General features: G+C 58.1%; 16 protein-coding genes. 6 read left to right on the top strand and 10 right to left on the bottom strand.

What is annotated here, in order from left to right; translation table 11 throughout:
- Positions 1 to 42: 42 nt before the first annotated feature.
- From ACGLWX_RS10345 to ACGLWX_RS10325, 5 genes are all read right to left on the bottom strand, one after another.
- Entirely contained in the window at positions 43 to 561 is a 519-nt protein-coding gene (locus ACGLWX_RS10345; protein ID WP_252107811.1) for a hypothetical protein, read from the bottom strand.
- 303 nt (positions 562 to 864) lie between these two features.
- Complete coding sequence (locus tag ACGLWX_RS10340) at positions 865 to 1,695, bottom strand: CsgG/HfaB family protein (protein WP_396239540.1); 831 nt, start codon at positions 1,693 to 1,695, stop codon at positions 865 to 867.
- Positions 1,696 to 1,774: 79 nt separating this feature from the next.
- Positions 1,775 to 2,194 carry a curli assembly protein CsgF gene (locus ACGLWX_RS10335; RefSeq protein WP_319022812.1) on the bottom strand — a complete coding sequence of 140 codons (420 nt, stop codon included), beginning with the start codon at positions 2,192 to 2,194 and terminating at the stop codon, positions 1,775 to 1,777.
- Positions 2,194 to 2,742 (bottom strand): curli production assembly/transport protein CsgE, encoded by a 549-nt coding sequence (locus ACGLWX_RS10330; RefSeq protein WP_252107807.1) that lies wholly within the window; start codon positions 2,740 to 2,742, stop codon positions 2,194 to 2,196. Before ACGLWX_RS10330 ends, ACGLWX_RS10335 begins: the two co-directional genes overlap by 1 nt.
- Before the next feature lie 21 nt (positions 2,743 to 2,763).
- Positions 2,764 to 3,456: a LuxR C-terminal-related transcriptional regulator gene (locus tag ACGLWX_RS10325; protein WP_396239538.1), complete on the bottom strand. Its 693-nt coding sequence runs from the start codon at positions 3,454 to 3,456 to the stop codon at positions 2,764 to 2,766.
- Between the two features lie 260 nt (positions 3,457 to 3,716).
- Between ACGLWX_RS10325 and rdgB the strand changes: the two genes are divergently transcribed.
- From rdgB to ACGLWX_RS10305, 4 genes are all read left to right on the top strand, one after another.
- Entirely contained in the window at positions 3,717 to 4,325 is a 609-nt protein-coding gene (gene rdgB, locus ACGLWX_RS10320; RefSeq protein ID WP_396239536.1) for an RdgB/HAM1 family non-canonical purine NTP pyrophosphatase, read from the top strand.
- Positions 4,318 to 5,484, top strand: a complete 1,167-nt coding sequence (hemW, locus tag ACGLWX_RS10315; RefSeq protein ID WP_396239534.1) for a radical SAM family heme chaperone HemW — start codon at positions 4,318 to 4,320, stop codon at positions 5,482 to 5,484. The genes rdgB and hemW overlap by 8 nt, the downstream gene beginning before the upstream one ends.
- Before the next feature lie 44 nt (positions 5,485 to 5,528).
- Positions 5,529 to 6,230 carry an OmpA family protein gene (locus ACGLWX_RS10310; RefSeq protein WP_396239532.1) on the top strand — a complete coding sequence of 234 codons (702 nt, stop codon included), beginning with the start codon at positions 5,529 to 5,531 and terminating at the stop codon, positions 6,228 to 6,230.
- An 86-nt stretch (positions 6,231 to 6,316) separates the two neighbouring features.
- Positions 6,317 to 7,162, top strand: coding sequence for a 23S rRNA (adenine(2030)-N(6))-methyltransferase RlmJ (locus ACGLWX_RS10305; RefSeq protein WP_396239530.1), 846 nt, complete (start codon positions 6,317 to 6,319; stop codon positions 7,160 to 7,162).
- Positions 7,163 to 7,167: 5 nt separating this feature from the next.
- Here ACGLWX_RS10305 and ACGLWX_RS10300 read toward each other — a convergent pair whose 3' ends face one another.
- Positions 7,168 to 7,626: an Lrp/AsnC family transcriptional regulator gene (locus ACGLWX_RS10300; protein WP_252107797.1), complete on the bottom strand. Its 459-nt coding sequence runs from the start codon at positions 7,624 to 7,626 to the stop codon at positions 7,168 to 7,170.
- A gap of 108 nt (positions 7,627 to 7,734) precedes the next feature.
- Between ACGLWX_RS10300 and rarD the strand changes: the two genes are divergently transcribed.
- Together rarD and ACGLWX_RS10290 are read left to right on the top strand one after the other, a co-directional pair.
- Positions 7,735 to 8,655 (top strand): EamA family transporter RarD, encoded by a 921-nt coding sequence (gene rarD / locus ACGLWX_RS10295; protein ID WP_396239528.1) that lies wholly within the window; start codon positions 7,735 to 7,737, stop codon positions 8,653 to 8,655.
- A 99-nt stretch (positions 8,656 to 8,754) separates the two neighbouring features.
- Positions 8,755 to 9,846, top strand: a complete 1,092-nt coding sequence (locus ACGLWX_RS10290) for a cobalamin-independent methionine synthase II family protein (RefSeq protein ID WP_396239526.1) — start codon at positions 8,755 to 8,757, stop codon at positions 9,844 to 9,846.
- 66 nt (positions 9,847 to 9,912) lie between these two features.
- Here ACGLWX_RS10290 and mnmE read toward each other — a convergent pair whose 3' ends face one another.
- From mnmE to rpmH, 4 genes are all read right to left on the bottom strand, one after another.
- Entirely contained in the window at positions 9,913 to 11,283 is a 1,371-nt protein-coding gene (gene mnmE, locus ACGLWX_RS10285) for a tRNA uridine-5-carboxymethylaminomethyl(34) synthesis GTPase MnmE (RefSeq protein ID WP_396239524.1), read from the bottom strand.
- Positions 11,284 to 11,385: 102 nt separating this feature from the next.
- Positions 11,386 to 13,071 carry a membrane protein insertase YidC gene (gene yidC / locus ACGLWX_RS10280; RefSeq protein WP_396239522.1) on the bottom strand — a complete coding sequence of 562 codons (1,686 nt, stop codon included), beginning with the start codon at positions 13,069 to 13,071 and terminating at the stop codon, positions 11,386 to 11,388.
- Between the two features lie 115 nt (positions 13,072 to 13,186).
- On the bottom strand, positions 13,187 to 13,588 hold the full coding sequence (gene rnpA, locus ACGLWX_RS10275; RefSeq protein ID WP_396239520.1) for a ribonuclease P protein component: 402 nt from the start codon (positions 13,586 to 13,588) through the stop codon (positions 13,187 to 13,189).
- Positions 13,589 to 13,601: 13 nt separating this feature from the next.
- A complete protein-coding gene (rpmH, locus tag ACGLWX_RS10270; RefSeq protein WP_227391295.1) occupies positions 13,602 to 13,736 on the bottom strand; it encodes a 50S ribosomal protein L34 in 135 nt (44 codons plus the stop codon).
- Positions 13,737 to 14,082: the final 346 nt, after the last annotated feature.

Genomic DNA, 14,082 nt, shown 5'->3' with positions numbered 1-14,082 from the left:
GATGACGACTTGCTTTGTTGGTTACTGAGCAAGGATTTTTGCTCAGTAAGTGACGACGGTGACTGGTCGCGCATTGCCCGAGAACGCTTGTTGCTCGACATTGATGCTGCGGTAACCACTCCCCGATTGTGAAATCGTGATATTGCTTTGCTGACCCGTTTGAGTAACGAAGGCTTCCGCTCCTTGAGAACCGTTATTCTGAAGAATCGAAACGCTGTGCTCGTTACCTTTTTGCGAAACCTGGCTGGTATTGTTGCCACCGATTTGTTCGATTGACGCCGCATTTGCGTTACCGATTTGGCGGATACTCGAAAAGTTACCGTTTTGATACTGGGCCGAATAGGATTGAGCGACGTTGGTCCGGTTGTTGTTACCGTTTTGGTAAATGACGCTGTAGTTACCGGGGCCTATCTGCTTTGACCCGCTATAGACATACTGAGCGATGCGATTGTCTTGGCCGGCTTGGGCAGCGGATGAAAATGTCATCGTTAGGGCGATTAGCGCTAGCGACGGTTTGACCGTTGCTGCTCTTAACAGCGAAAACGCCTGGTTGATAGTCATCCTCATACCCTTTGAAAGTTTTTGTATCAAAATGTATTCACGAGGTTGAGTTTGGCCTATCTGTAAAATTGCGCTATCAGTAATTTTCCTGGATATAAGATCATCTATTTAATTATTCTAATAATACAAAGTACTATTTTTTTAATGCTGTTATAAGTTGTTGTTTTTAGTGAATTAAAAAAGCGGTGCCACACTTGTGCGACACCGCTTTTAGTAAGTTTTTAGTGACCGAACGCTTTTATCGACCAATCTTTATTAGGAAAATGGCGCGTACCGGTACCAAAAAATATTGTTCACATATTTTTACAATTCTGGAATGGGCGCATTCAAATAGTCGGCAAGTACCGAACCTTGAATGTTGTTACCGCTTGCCAGATTCCAAAGGTTGTTTTCCACTCCTTGAGCGATTAGGTGAATAACCGCAGACTCCACCGCCGACATGACCGCCATCTGTACAGGCTCGTTGGTGGTAATCCCCGCTTCGGCTTCCAGCAGTCGACGGAAATCGATAAAACGGTACACCCCGGCACGTAGCTCTTTTGAGTAGATGGTCTTGGTGGTCGTTACGTTGGCAAGTATCTCGCCGGTGGAAATCTCCACCGCGCGCAGGTTGATCGTGACCTGGTCAACCTGGTACTGGCCCGAAGCACCGATGCCGAAGTATTCAGCGCCCGCGCCGCCGGTGCGTACGTTGGACTCATACGCGATGATACCGCCTTCGAGCATGACTGACGCCGCCCGCAGCGACGGTAGCGTATCGGGTTGGCCGAAGCGCTCGAACTCGGCACGGATGATGCGCCGCTCAGTCAAAAGATTTTGAAGCCCGACCCGCTCAAGTGGGATGAACCAACCAGAATCGGCAAGCGCGCCGGTTAGCATCGCCGCAGCCCCTTGCGTCACAGCGGTGGAGAAGGTGCTGGCTGGCGCCGGGCGGTACTGACCGGTCTGATCGCGAAAGTCGTAGACCGAGACGAAGATTTTGCCTGCCGGCGGCGGGAGCGAAACGAGATCCTGATAGGTAGCCCCGCGTGGTGTGAGCGTGGCTTGAGCACCTTCCAGATTTTCCGAATTGGCGACCATGCCGGCGCAGCCGCTAAGAAGCGCAGCCAGCATGAGTGAAGCGATGATTTTCATTGTGATCCCCTGACGATACAAATAAGCGTTATGCGGCGTTTTGCCGATTCGGTATTGGTAAACGTGAGCGCTGTTTTTATTAAGGATTAAAGGCGCCGCCTACACTGATATTAGTTATATCGCCGGTGAGCTTGTCCACCACACGTACGACGAGCTCGCCGCCATCGTCGCTTACCACTACGTTGAACTCGCCGCTATCGAAAGAGCCCTGATCGACATTGCCGGCGCCCACATCGTTGATTAGCTGCGAAATGAGCCGGCTTTCCAGACTCTGAACGAGTCGGTCTGTGGAAGAGAGCCTGTCCACGCTGCGCGCATTGGGGTCGGTGGTGGTATCCTGAGCCTGCGCCTTACCCAGTAGATAAGTGCCCATGAAAGGGTCGCCACCAAAAGAAGGATTGAGCGGTCGGTAAACCAGATCCCCTGCGACTGCATGTGTAGTACCCGCTAACGCCAGAGCGGCGACGCCTAGCATGAAACTGCGTTGTTTGCCTTTCATTATCGTAACTCCTCGCTTCCCAGATCTTTGTCTGACGTTAACGCCGTTGCCAACTGTTCCTTTAGCAGCGCTTCCTGAACCACTTGTACCGCCTCGTCAGCGGCTTCATCCGCCTGATTGATTCTTGGCGAAAGCTGCGTGCGGAAATACATTTGATTGCCCTGCATGATCCAGACTTGGCTTCCCCAACGGGCGTCCGGGCGCTCCTGAATCGTGATCGTGGCGTTGTTGATTAGCGGGTTATCCATAGCGCGCTGACTGAATGCACGGTAGAACGAACGACCGGCCATGGTGATGGTGCGATCGATCATGACCCCGGTCAGCTCACTGCTGCCGTAACCGCGCGGCTCGATTTCCGCACCGTCTGGCCCGGAGAGGCGGTTGATCGCATCCACCTCTTCCTGCTCGTTTTCCGACAGAGTGTCGTTTGGTGAAGCCGGCTGGTTGGGAGATACGGGCTGGCCAGGAAGCTCTTCGCTGGCGTAAACCGACAGGGCCAGCGTCAGCAGGCAGGCGGCGAGCGGTAAATGAAAACGATACGTGACCATGGCCGAATGCTCGTTGGAAAATTAGCGGCCGCGCTGCAGGCTACGCGCGGTTTCGATATTGGGTAGAATCGGCCCCAGGTTCTGATGAATCCAGTTAAGCGCCTGAATGCGGTTGTGCACGTTGATCTTTCTAAAGATGTTGTAAAGGTGCGACTTGACCGTGTGCTCACTAACAAAAAGCTTTTCGGCGATCTGCTGGTTCGACGAGCCCGCGCTCAACAGCGAAATGATCTCCATTTCACGATTGGTCAGCCCACAGGCCGGACGAAACGCGTTGCTTTGGTACTTGCGATAAAAAAGGATGAGCCGTGCCATCAAGTCACGCGACATCCAGAGCTCATCGTTTAGAAGCGCGTGAATACCCTTACAAATCACTTCGAGATTTTCGTTGCGGTAGAACACGCCCTTGAGCTGCGAGCATGAGAGCGCTTCCAGCGCATGGTCCATGTCACGGATGTTGAAGGCGGCCAAAGGCATGCGGGCGAGCGATTCGGGAAGCTTTTCCTGCCAGTCGGGAATGGCATCGACGCTGATGTGATCCGCATCCACCAGCAAAAGCTGATGCTCGGCGTTGGACGCCGGCAGCGCCGCCCCCGGCGCGTAAAGATCGATCGTGTGACCTGTTTTTTTATTCAGGTACTCTGCAAATAGCTGAGATTGAGGGCTTTTTTCGGTGACGATGTACACCACGCCCTGGGTCTTTTCCTGCACCATCGATAAACCCTCCAACTGCAAATAAAGTGTGAGACGCTAATGAGGTGATTGTTACCTGGAAGATCAGTTTAGTAAAGTTATGTTACTAAAAATAAGTGAAATGGCGCTTTACCTTCATATTGCTTAGGAAAAAGTAAGCCGCCGGTCTGATTGGCTAGTCATCTTTCGGATGAACAGTCTAATCCATCCACCTGAAGTCGCCATCTTTAGCTGCGATCTCGTTCGGCGTAAACTGGAGAGTCCATACTGGAGGTGACACCATGTCCGCGGTCGATACGCTCGTTTTAGCCAGCGGTAACGCTGGCAAGTTAAAAGAGTTCAAACAGCTTCTTTCGCCCTTGATGTTCGATGTGCGGTTGCAGTCCGAATTTGGCGTGGTGGACGTCGAAGAGACCGGCCTGACCTTTATCGAAAACGCACTGTTGAAAGCGCGCGAAGCGAGCCGGATTAGCGGGCTACCGGCACTGGCAGACGACTCGGGTCTTGAGGTAGACGCACTATCCGGGGCGCCGGGTATCTACTCGGCGCGCTTTGCTGGCGAGCCCAAAAGCGATGCGCGCAACAACGAGAAACTTCTTCATGCGCTCGCCGACTGCGCCGAAGGTCAGCGCACCGGACGCTACTGGTGCGTGCTGGTTTATTTGCGCCACGCCGACGATCCGGTGCCGATCATCGTTCAGCGCAGTTGGGAAGGGGAGATACTGGCCCACCCGCGCGGCGACAACGGCTTTGGCTACGACCCGCTTTTCTGGCTACCGGACCAGGGTATGAGCGTGGCGGAGCTTTCATCGGAAACCAAGAACCGGCTCAGCCACCGGGGACGGGCGCTGCAGGGGTTGGTCGATCTGTTGAAGGTGGCGCATGGGTAATACCCCACCGCTGTCGCTTTATATCCACACCCCCTGGTGCGTTAGAAAGTGCCCTTACTGCGATTTCAACTCGCACGAGCCGCAAAGCCGAGAGCTGCCCGAGGAAAACTACCTTGATGCGCTGCTGGCGGATCTGGATGCCGATCTGGCGCTGGCCGACGGCCGCTCGCTCGAGACCATCTTCATCGGTGGCGGCACGCCGAGCCTGTTATCGCCTTCGTTCTACCGGCGTCTGTTGAGCGAAGTACGCGCGCGGCTGCCTTTCTCGCCGTCCATCGAGATCACCCTGGAAGCCAATCCTGGCACCACCGAGCAGGCGCGCTTCGTCGGCTACCGTGAGGCGGGGATCAATCGGCTCTCGATCGGCACCCAAAGCTTTCAACCCGCTCAGCTCGAAGCGCTGGGTCGTATCCACAGCGCCGAGGAAGCCGCCAACGCCGTGGGCCAGGCCCGCGCTGCGGGCTTCGATAATCTCAACATCGATTTGATGCACGGCCTGCCGGGTCAAACGCCGGAGCTGGCGCTGGCCGACATCGACCAGGCGCTAGCGCTTTCGCCGGATCACCTCTCCTGGTATCAGCTGACGCTCGAGCCCAACACCGCCTTTCATTCGAGCCCGCCGGTGCTTCCCCAGGAGGAGGCGCTTTGGGACATTCAAGAGCGGGGCCACGAGCGGCTGGTTCAGGCGGGGTTCGAGCGCTACGAAATATCGGCCTACGCCCAGCCGGGTCAACAGAGCCGTCACAATATTAACTATTGGCAGTTCGGCGACTACCTGGGGATCGGCGCCGGCGCCCACGGTAAGCTTTCGCATATCGACGAGCAGGGGCACTGGACGATCGAGCGGCGCTGGAAGACCCGCCAGCCCGATGCCTACCTGCGCCGACGCTTTGATCCGCGCGGCTTCATCGCCGGCAAATCGACGATCGATGAAGCGGAGCTTCCGCTGGAGTTCGCCATGAACGCGCTGCGCTTGACCGACGGCGTCGATATGGCGCTTTGGTCGGCGCATACGGGCCAGCCGCCGGAGGTTCTCTTGAAGAAACTATCCAGCGCTGAGAAAAAAGGACTTTTAGTGCAAGTGCCGGTAAAACTACGTGCTTCTCCTCATGGTCTATTATTCTTGAACGAGCTGTTGGCGTTGATCAGTGACGACTGACCCACAGCCCGGTTTAATCAAATAAGCTTTTAAAGGAGTGAGTGATGCGTATTTCTCGACTGTTGACCCCGGTAGCCGCGGCCCTTCTGATTGCCGGGTGTGCCAGCTCCGACCCCTACGGCGGCCAAACGCAGCGCTCCAGCACCGGCATCGGTACGGGTATTGGTGCGGTGGTCGGCGGTGTGGCCGGCGCGCTCTCCGGTGACGGCGCCACTAGCCGTCGCGACCGTGCGCTGATCGGAGCTGCCGTAGGTGCTGCTGCGGGGGCCGGTGTTGGCGCTTACATGGACCGTCAGGAGAATCAGCTGCGCGAAAGCCTGCAGGGTTCGCGCATCGAAATCGACCGTCGCGGCGACGACATCGTGCTCAACATGCCCAATAGCGTCTCTTTCGGTTTTGACTCCTCGGAATTGACCGGTCAGGCACGCGGCTCGCTCAACGAAGTAGCGAACGTGCTCACTCAATACACCGATACGCGCGTCAATATTGCTGGCCACACCGACAGTACCGGCGCCGCCGACTACAACCAGCGCCTTTCCGAGCGCCGCGCTCAGGCCGTAGGTAGCTACCTGAGCCAGAACGGTGTTTCTTCCTCTCGTCTGGTAACCAGCGGTTACGGCGCATCGCAGCCGGTGGCCAGTAACGACAACGAACAGGGCCGTGCACAGAACCGTCGCGTTGAAATCACCCTGACGCCGACCGGTCAGGCCGGTCAGAACCAAAATCAGGGCCAGGGCAACTACTGATCGATGTGATTCGACCCGGTAGGGTCTGACCCGCGAGCCCGCTATCATGGATAGCGGGCTTTTTTATTTCACCAGTGCGAACCGCCATGCTCTCCTACCAACACGCCTATCATGCCGGCAATTTTGCCGATGTTCATAAACACCTCACCCTTTATGCAGTGTGTGATTATCTATTACGTAAAAAAAGCGCTATTACATATATAGATACCCACGCCGGTCGCGGCCTTTATCCGTTGGGATCAAGGGAAGCCTTGAAGCTTCAGGAGCACCGCGAAGGTGTCGAGCCGCTATGGAAGGCGCGCAAAAGCCTGGCCAACCCGTTACTGTGCGAATGGCTCTCCCACGTAGCTCGTGTTCAAGCCAATGACACCGAATTGAGCCGCTACCCAGGCTCGCCCTGGTGGCTAAGCCAGGGGCTTCGCGAGCAGGACGCGCTGCGCCTTTGCGAGCTTCACCCAGGCGAGCATGCCGAGCTCGACGGCCAGACGCTGCCCGAGGCGGCGCTGCGTATCCATGGCGATGGGCTGGCCGAGCTCGAAAGGCGCGTGCCGGTGAGAACGCCTCGGCTGTGCGTGCTGATCGACCCGAGTTTTGAGCGTAAGGCGGAGTATCAGGAGGTGGCGGATAGCGTGATTTACGCACTCGAGAAGGTGCGCCACGCCGTTATGTTGATCTGGTACCCGCTGTTGCCGTCAGGCGCTCATCACACGCTTCTAAGCGCGCTGAAAACCAGCGGCGTGCGCAAGATCTGGCAAAGTGAGCTCACACTACGTGAACCCGGCGTCGAGGCCCACGGTATGTACGCCAGCGGCATGCTGGTGATCAACCCCCCTTGGGGGCTCGATGAGCGCATGCAGGGCGCGATGAGCGAGGTGACCGCGCTGCTCGGCGGCGAGAGCCGCTTCGATGCCCGTTGGCTGGTCGAAGAGTAGCCAAACTAGGCCGGCAAAACTTCCTGAGAGGTTTTGACGCGATCCAGTGCGACCAGCGTACGAAACCATTTCACGTTCGGGTTTTCGTGAAACAGCGCGTCGCAAATTTGCTGGAAGCGACGCATGCTGGGCACCAAAAGCACCAGCATGAAATCCGCCTCGCCGGTCACGTAGTAGCATTGCTGAATCTCCGGGCCTGAAAAGCGCGCCTTGAGCGCGTCCAGGTCGGCGGCGTGGGTCTTGTCGGCGCGCACTTCGACGAAAATCGTGATCACCTGACCGAGCTTGTCCGGGTCGAGCACCGCCACGTTCGCCTTGATGTAGCCCTCCTTTTTGAGCCGCTGAATGCGCCGCTGCACGGAGGCGGTGGAAAGATGTACCGCCTCGGCAAGCTCGCGAAGCGGTGTCTGGCAATCCTTTTGCAGATGTTCGAGCAGGGCTTTATCGAAGTCATCCAGCACCATTGTGTGTGCTCCGTGAGAAAATTTATCGTGATGGCCGGCTAATTCGGGCGCCTTTATCGTACGTGATGCAATAAAGTACCGCGACCTGTTCCTGTCCGGAAGCGCCTCATGCCTACTCAATCCTCTATCGCCCTTGGCGTTACTCTGAACGTCGCGGCTTCGATCTTCTTTGCGCTCATGTTCGCCTATACGCCACTGCTCGGCGCGCTAAGCGGCTCGGAAATTTACGGCTGGCGCATGCTGCTCACTTTTCCCTGCCTAACTCTGTTCATTCTTTGGCGCGGCTACGGCGCGCTCGTTATCGAGGTGGCGCGGCGCCTAAAAGCCGAGCGCTACTTTTGGGCAACGCGGCTTCTCGGGGCTGGGCTGCTCGGCGTTCAACTATGGCTTTTCATGTGGGCGCCAGGCCACGGGCAGGGGCTGGCGGTGTCACTAGGCTATTTTCTGATGCCGATAACCATGATCATCATCGGCCGCTTCGCCTTTGACGATCGTCTGTCGCGCTTTCAGCGCCTGGCCAGCCTGCTCGCTTTGGCGGGGGCATTGAATCAGCTGCTGATCTCTCAGGCGCTGGCCTGGCCCGCGCTCGTGGTGTGCCTGGGCTATCCGCTCTACTTTTGGCTGCGCCGGGCGACCGGCACCAACCACATCGGCGGGCTCTGGTTCGACATGCTGCTGGCGCTTCCGGTCAGCCTCTTTTTCATCGTTAATGGGGGCGGTGTGATCGGCGCGCCGAGTATCGAATCCGCGGCGCTGGTCGTGGGCCTTGGGCTTTTGAGCGCTCTGGCGCTGGTGTTTCAGGCGCTCTCGGCGCCGCTTTTGAACCTGAGCCTGTTCGGCCTTTTAGTCTATGTAGAGCCTCTGCTGCTGTTCGCGGTGGCGCTGTGGCTGGGTGAGTCGGTCGCCCCCAACGAGTGGCCGACCTATATCGCCATCTGGCTGGCCGTTTTCGTGCTGTGCGTGGAGGGCGTGCTCAGTATGAGCAGAGACCAAACAGCGTTTTGGCCGATGCGTCGGCGCAGTCATTAAAATGATTCACCTGATCTCAAAAAAAGATCACTTTTGCTCAGCGCAGGTTTGCGCGAGCATGGGTTTATCGAGTCACGTGTAATAGAGCAGGAGAGTATGATGAGCGATCAAACCGCCCCCTTTCGCGCCGATGTCGTGGGCAGCCTGCTGCGGCCAACGGCCATCAAGAACGCCCGTGAAAAAAGCGACAGCGACCTTCGCCGGATAGAAGACGCGGCGATCAAGCACGCGGTCGACGAGCAGTGCCAGTGCGGCTTGAAAGTGGTCACCGACGGTGAGTTTCGCCGCGCCTGGTGGCACTTCGATTTTTTTGAGGGGCTCGAAGGCGTAGAGGGGATCGACGCCGAGCAGGGCATCCAGTTCAGCGGCGTACAGACCAAATCGCGCAACGTTCGCGTGACGGGCAAACTGGGCTTTGGCACGCACCCAATGCTCGAGGATTTCAAGTATCTCGCCAGCGTCAGCGGCAACGCCACGCCCAAGATGACGATCCCCAGCCCCAGCGTGCTGCACTTTCGCGGCGGTCGGAACGTGGTTAGCCAGCAGGCCTACCCCCATATCGACGACTTCTTCGACGACCTCGCCCGGGTTTATAAAGAGGCGGTACAGGCCTTTTACGACGCCGGCTGTCGCTACCTGCAGCTCGACGATACCGTCTGGGCCTATCTCTGCTCCGATGAGCAGCGCGCCCAGGTCGTCGAGCGCGGTGAAGACCCGGACGCGCTAGCCCGCATTTACGCCCGGGTAATCAACCAGGCGCTTGAGAACAAACCCGAGGATCTGGTGATCGGCATGCACGTCTGCCGCGGTAACTTCCGCTCGACGTGGATTTCCGAAGGCGGTTACGAGCCGGTCGCCGAGCTGCTGTTCGGCTCGGTGAATATCGACGCGTTCTTTCTGGAGTACGACTCCGACCGCGCCGGCGACTTCGCGCCGCTGCGCTTCATCAAGCCCGGCCATCAAAAAGTGGTGCTTGGGCTAGTGACCACCAAGACCGGCGAGCTTGAGGACCCACAAGCGATCAAGGCGCGCATCCTGGAGGCGGCGCGCTACGTGCCGCTCGATCAGCTTTGCCTGAGCACCCAGTGCGGCTTCGCCTCGACCGAAGAGGGTAACTCGCTCAGTGAAGCCGAGCAGCAGGCCAAGCTTGCGCTTGTGGTCGACATCGCCCGCGACGTGTGGGGCGAATAGAGGCTAATAGCCTATTCTATAGGCTCTGTAAGAAAAGTAAGCACTTACTCGCATAGGTGGTCGGTGCTACTTGCCGATACAGAAGCTGCCGAAAATCTCGCCCAAGAGATCGTCGGCGCTGAACTCGCCGGTGATCTCGCCAAGCGCCCCTTGGGCGTCGCGCAGGTCTTCGGCGAGCAGCTCACCGGCGCTTAGGCCTTCGAGCTGGGCACGGCCGTTATCGAGTGCGGCCAATGCACGGTCCAGCGCATCCAGGTGGCGCCGGCGGGCCGAGAAACGCCCCTCGGTGGTGGCGGCAAAGCCCATCACGTCCTTGAGATGCTCTTTCAAACTGTCCACACCCGTCCCGGTCTTCGCCGACAGGCGCAATGTCGGGGTAGCTGTGGATAAATCGATACCCGCGGCTTCTTCGCTCTCATCGATCTTGTTGCGCACTAGCGTGAGCCGCGAAAGCTGTGGCAGGCGTTCGACGAACTCCGGCCAGATCGCCATCGGATCCGTCGCCTCGGTTGTTGCGGCGTCCACCATCAGAAGTACCCGGTCGGCTTTCTCGATTTCCGCCCAGGCGCGGGCCACGCCGATCTTCTCCACCGCATCCGGCGTGTCCCTGAGTCCGGCCGTGTCGATCACGTGAAGCGGCATCCCGTCGATATGGATATGCTCGCGCAGTACGTCCCGGGTGGTGCCGGCGATGTCGGTGACGATTGCCGTCTCCTGCTCGGTCAGCGCGTTCAAAAGACTCGATTTGCCAGCGTTGGGTCGCCCGGCGATCACTACGCTCATGCCTTCGCGCAACAGCGCGCCCTGGCCCGCGGCGCGGCGTACCGACTCCAGCTCCTCCCGTACGCCCTGAAGCCGTGTGGCCACGTGGCCGTCGGCGAGAAAGTCAATCTCCTCCTCGGGGAAGTCGATGGCGGCCTCGACATAGACGCGCAGCGCAATCAGCCGTTCGACCAGCTGCGATACCCGGTTCGAAAACTCGCCCTGCAGCGAGCGCACGGCGTTTTCGGCGGCCGAGCGCGACGTGGCGTCGATCAGATCGGCGATCGCCTCGGCCTGGGCAAGATCCAGCTTGTCGTTGAGGAAAGCGCGCTCGGAGAACTCGCCGGGACGGGCGAGGCGCGCGCCGAGCGCCATGCAGCGCTCAAGCAGCATGTCCATGATGATCGGCCCGCCGTGGCCCTGAAGCTCCAGCACGTCCTCGCCGGTGAAGGAGTTCGGGCCTTCAAATGAAAGCGCGATGCCTTCATCTATGATGCCGTGCTCGCCGTGAAACGGCCCGTAGTGCGCGTAGCGGTTGACCGGGCATCGCCCCAGCAGTGCGGTGGCGATATCGCCGCAGGCAGGTCCGGAGACCCGAATGATGCCGACTCCGCCGCGCCCGGGCGGGGTAGCCAGCGCTGCGATCGTGTCCTGGGTGTAGAGTGTTGAGGCCATGGCGCGTCTCTTGAATGAATGGCGATAGTGTGAATTCGCGGCGCTCAAAACGCCAGACCCCCGCACGGGGCGGGGGTCTGGTGAGTCAAGTGCGGGGAGCGATTACTTGGTTCGCATCCCTTTACCAACGCTTGGGTCTTTCTCTATGCGCTTGGTGATGAAGTACTGCTGCGCCACCGAGATAATGTTGTTGACCACCCAGTAGATGACCAGACCCGCCGGGAACCACAGGAAGAAGAAGGTGAAGATGATCGGCAGTAGCCGCATGATCTTCGCCTGCATCGGGTCCGGAGGCGTCGGGTTGAGCATCTGCTGCACGAACATCGACACGCCCATCAGAATCGGCAGGATGAAGTAGGGGTCCTTCACCGAGAGATCCTGAATCCAGAAAATGAACGGCGCGTGGCGAAGTTCCACGGACTCCAGAAGCATCCAGTACAGCGCGATGAACACCGGCATCTGCACCACGATCGGAAGACAGCCGCCGAGCGGGTTGATCTTCTCTTTCTGGTAGAACTTCATCATCTCCTGAGACATCTTCTGGCGATCGTCGCCGTAGGTCTCTTTAAGCCGCTGCATCTCCGGTCCGAGCTTGCGCATGCGCGCCATCGACTTGTAGGCCTTGGCGGATAGCGGGAAGAGCACGGCTTTGACCAGCACGGTCAGAAGCACGATCGACCAGCCCCAGTTGCCGACGATGTCCTGGATATGATCGAGAAGCCAGAACAGCGGATTGGCGATGAACCAGAGCCAGCCGTAGTCCACGGTCAGTTGAAGGTTGGGGGCGACCTGTTCCAGATAGTCCTGCACCTTCGGGCCCATGTAGAGCGTGGCCCCTAGGGTTGCTTCACCTTCGGCGGCGACGCTGCTGGTCGGGCCGGCAAAGGCGACCACGTTGCGATCGCGCGCGTCGGTGGTGACATAAAAAAGGTTCTGCTCGTTCTGCTTCGGCGCCCAGGCGGAGACGAAATAGTGCTGAATGATCGCAATCCAGCCGCCTTCGGCTTCGCGATTCTGGAAACTACTATTTTGAATATCTTCGAAGTCGATTTTTTCGTAGCGCGTATCCGGCGTGGAGTATGCCGCGCCCATGTAGGAGTTCATGCCCAGCGTCACGCCGCTGGAGGGGTCAGGGCTGTTATCGCGCGCTAATTGGCCGATAAAGCGGGCGCTGACCGGCGCATCGGTGTTGTTCGCCACGAAGTAGTTGACGTCGACCGCGTAGTTGCCGCGCTCGAAGGTCAACTGCTTGGTGATCTCGACGCCGTTGACGTCGGCGGTCAGGTCGACGTTGAGCGTCTGCTCGTCGTTGCCCAGGCGGTATTCGGTGCGCTCCGGCGTAAAGGCGATACGGCTGGCTTGGCCATCGAGCTGAATGCCCGAACGCGCGACGTAGCTTCGCGTGGCGTTGTCCGAAAGCAGCACGTAGTTGCGCTCGGAATCCAGCGTCATTTCGTGCTGGGGCAGGGCGGCAAAAACGATGTCGCCGCCGTAAGGGTCGATGCGCACGTCCAGCACGTCGGTGGTGACGGCGATGAAATCGCGGCTGGCAGCATCGCTTGCCGACTCTGCCGGTAGCCCTTCGTCGGCGCTACCCTGCGGGGCACCGCTGCTGGGGACAGTCAGATTGTCGCGGTCCGCGCCTTCATCGGCCGGGGTGTTGTCGCGCTGGGTGATTTCCGGCGTCGATTCGAAGCTGGTCTGCCCGTAGTCCTGATTCCACTGGATCACCAGTAGATAGGCCAGTATGGCCAGTGGAATCAGCAATAAAAGTCGTTTTACGTCCATGAGGGGTCTGCCCGATGGGTGGTGAACATGCCAATGGCGCAGCGCCGTTTACTCGGCCCAAGACACACGAAAGCCTGCCAGAAGGCAGGCCCGGGTCGAGCAGCGACGTGTTGAATCAAGCGCCATGCGTAGCGTTTTCAAGCGGGGAAGGCGGTGTGGCGGCCGTTGCCTCTCGGGCGAGTCGTTTCCACATGCCGTGTAGCTGGCGGGCAAGGGTGTCATTATCGATATCCTGTACGCCGCGTTTTGCCAATACCACGATATCCATCGCGGGAAGGCGGTGCTGACGAAGTCGAATGGATTCTCTAACAAGACGCTTGAAGCGGTTACGATCGACGGCGAGCTTGACGTTCTTCTTACTGACCACAAATCCAACGCGAGGATGTCCTCGAGGCGAAAAGCGCGCGAGCGCCATCATGCCTTTGCCGTGGACCTTGAGGTCTGCCTGCTCGAATACGTGGCTGAAATCCCCGGCATTCAGTAAACGTAAATCCCGGGGAAAGCCCTGATGCGACACACGCAATCTGAAATCAGGCGCTCAGACGCTTGCGGCCCTTGGCGCGACGGCGATTGATAACGGCACGGCCGTTTTTGGTTGCCATACGAGCACGGAAGCCATGCGCGCGCTTGCGCTTGAGAACGCTGGGTTGAAAAGTGCGTTTCATAACTCGTTATTCCCACGTGGTTTAGGACGAAAGTGAATTCCAAACGACCCGGTCCAGTGAGCAACTAGCCGGGGAGATCCAATTCAAGACCGGAAATTGTAGAGACTTCGCGCCCCCGGTGCAATTTTTATGCGTACAAAAAGCGCTAAAAACCTTCTAACGACCCGCAACGTGTTTTCAAAGCGTTCGCATCGAGACACTACTATTACTAATGAAGTTATTTAAAACCTGCTGTTATTAATGGTGGGGATACTATTTGTGGATAAGTGGTTTTTATATTTTATTAACAGCTGGTTAAAGTTATAAAAAATGTGTGCATAAGCCGTCTAAAAGCGGCTTGAAAGAT

This window comes from Halomonas sp. HMF6819, from assembly GCF_044335525.1.
In the GTDB taxonomy this organism is placed as follows: Bacteria; Pseudomonadota; Gammaproteobacteria; order Pseudomonadales; family Halomonadaceae; genus Vreelandella.
This window is presented reverse-complemented; position numbering and strand designations above follow the sequence as displayed.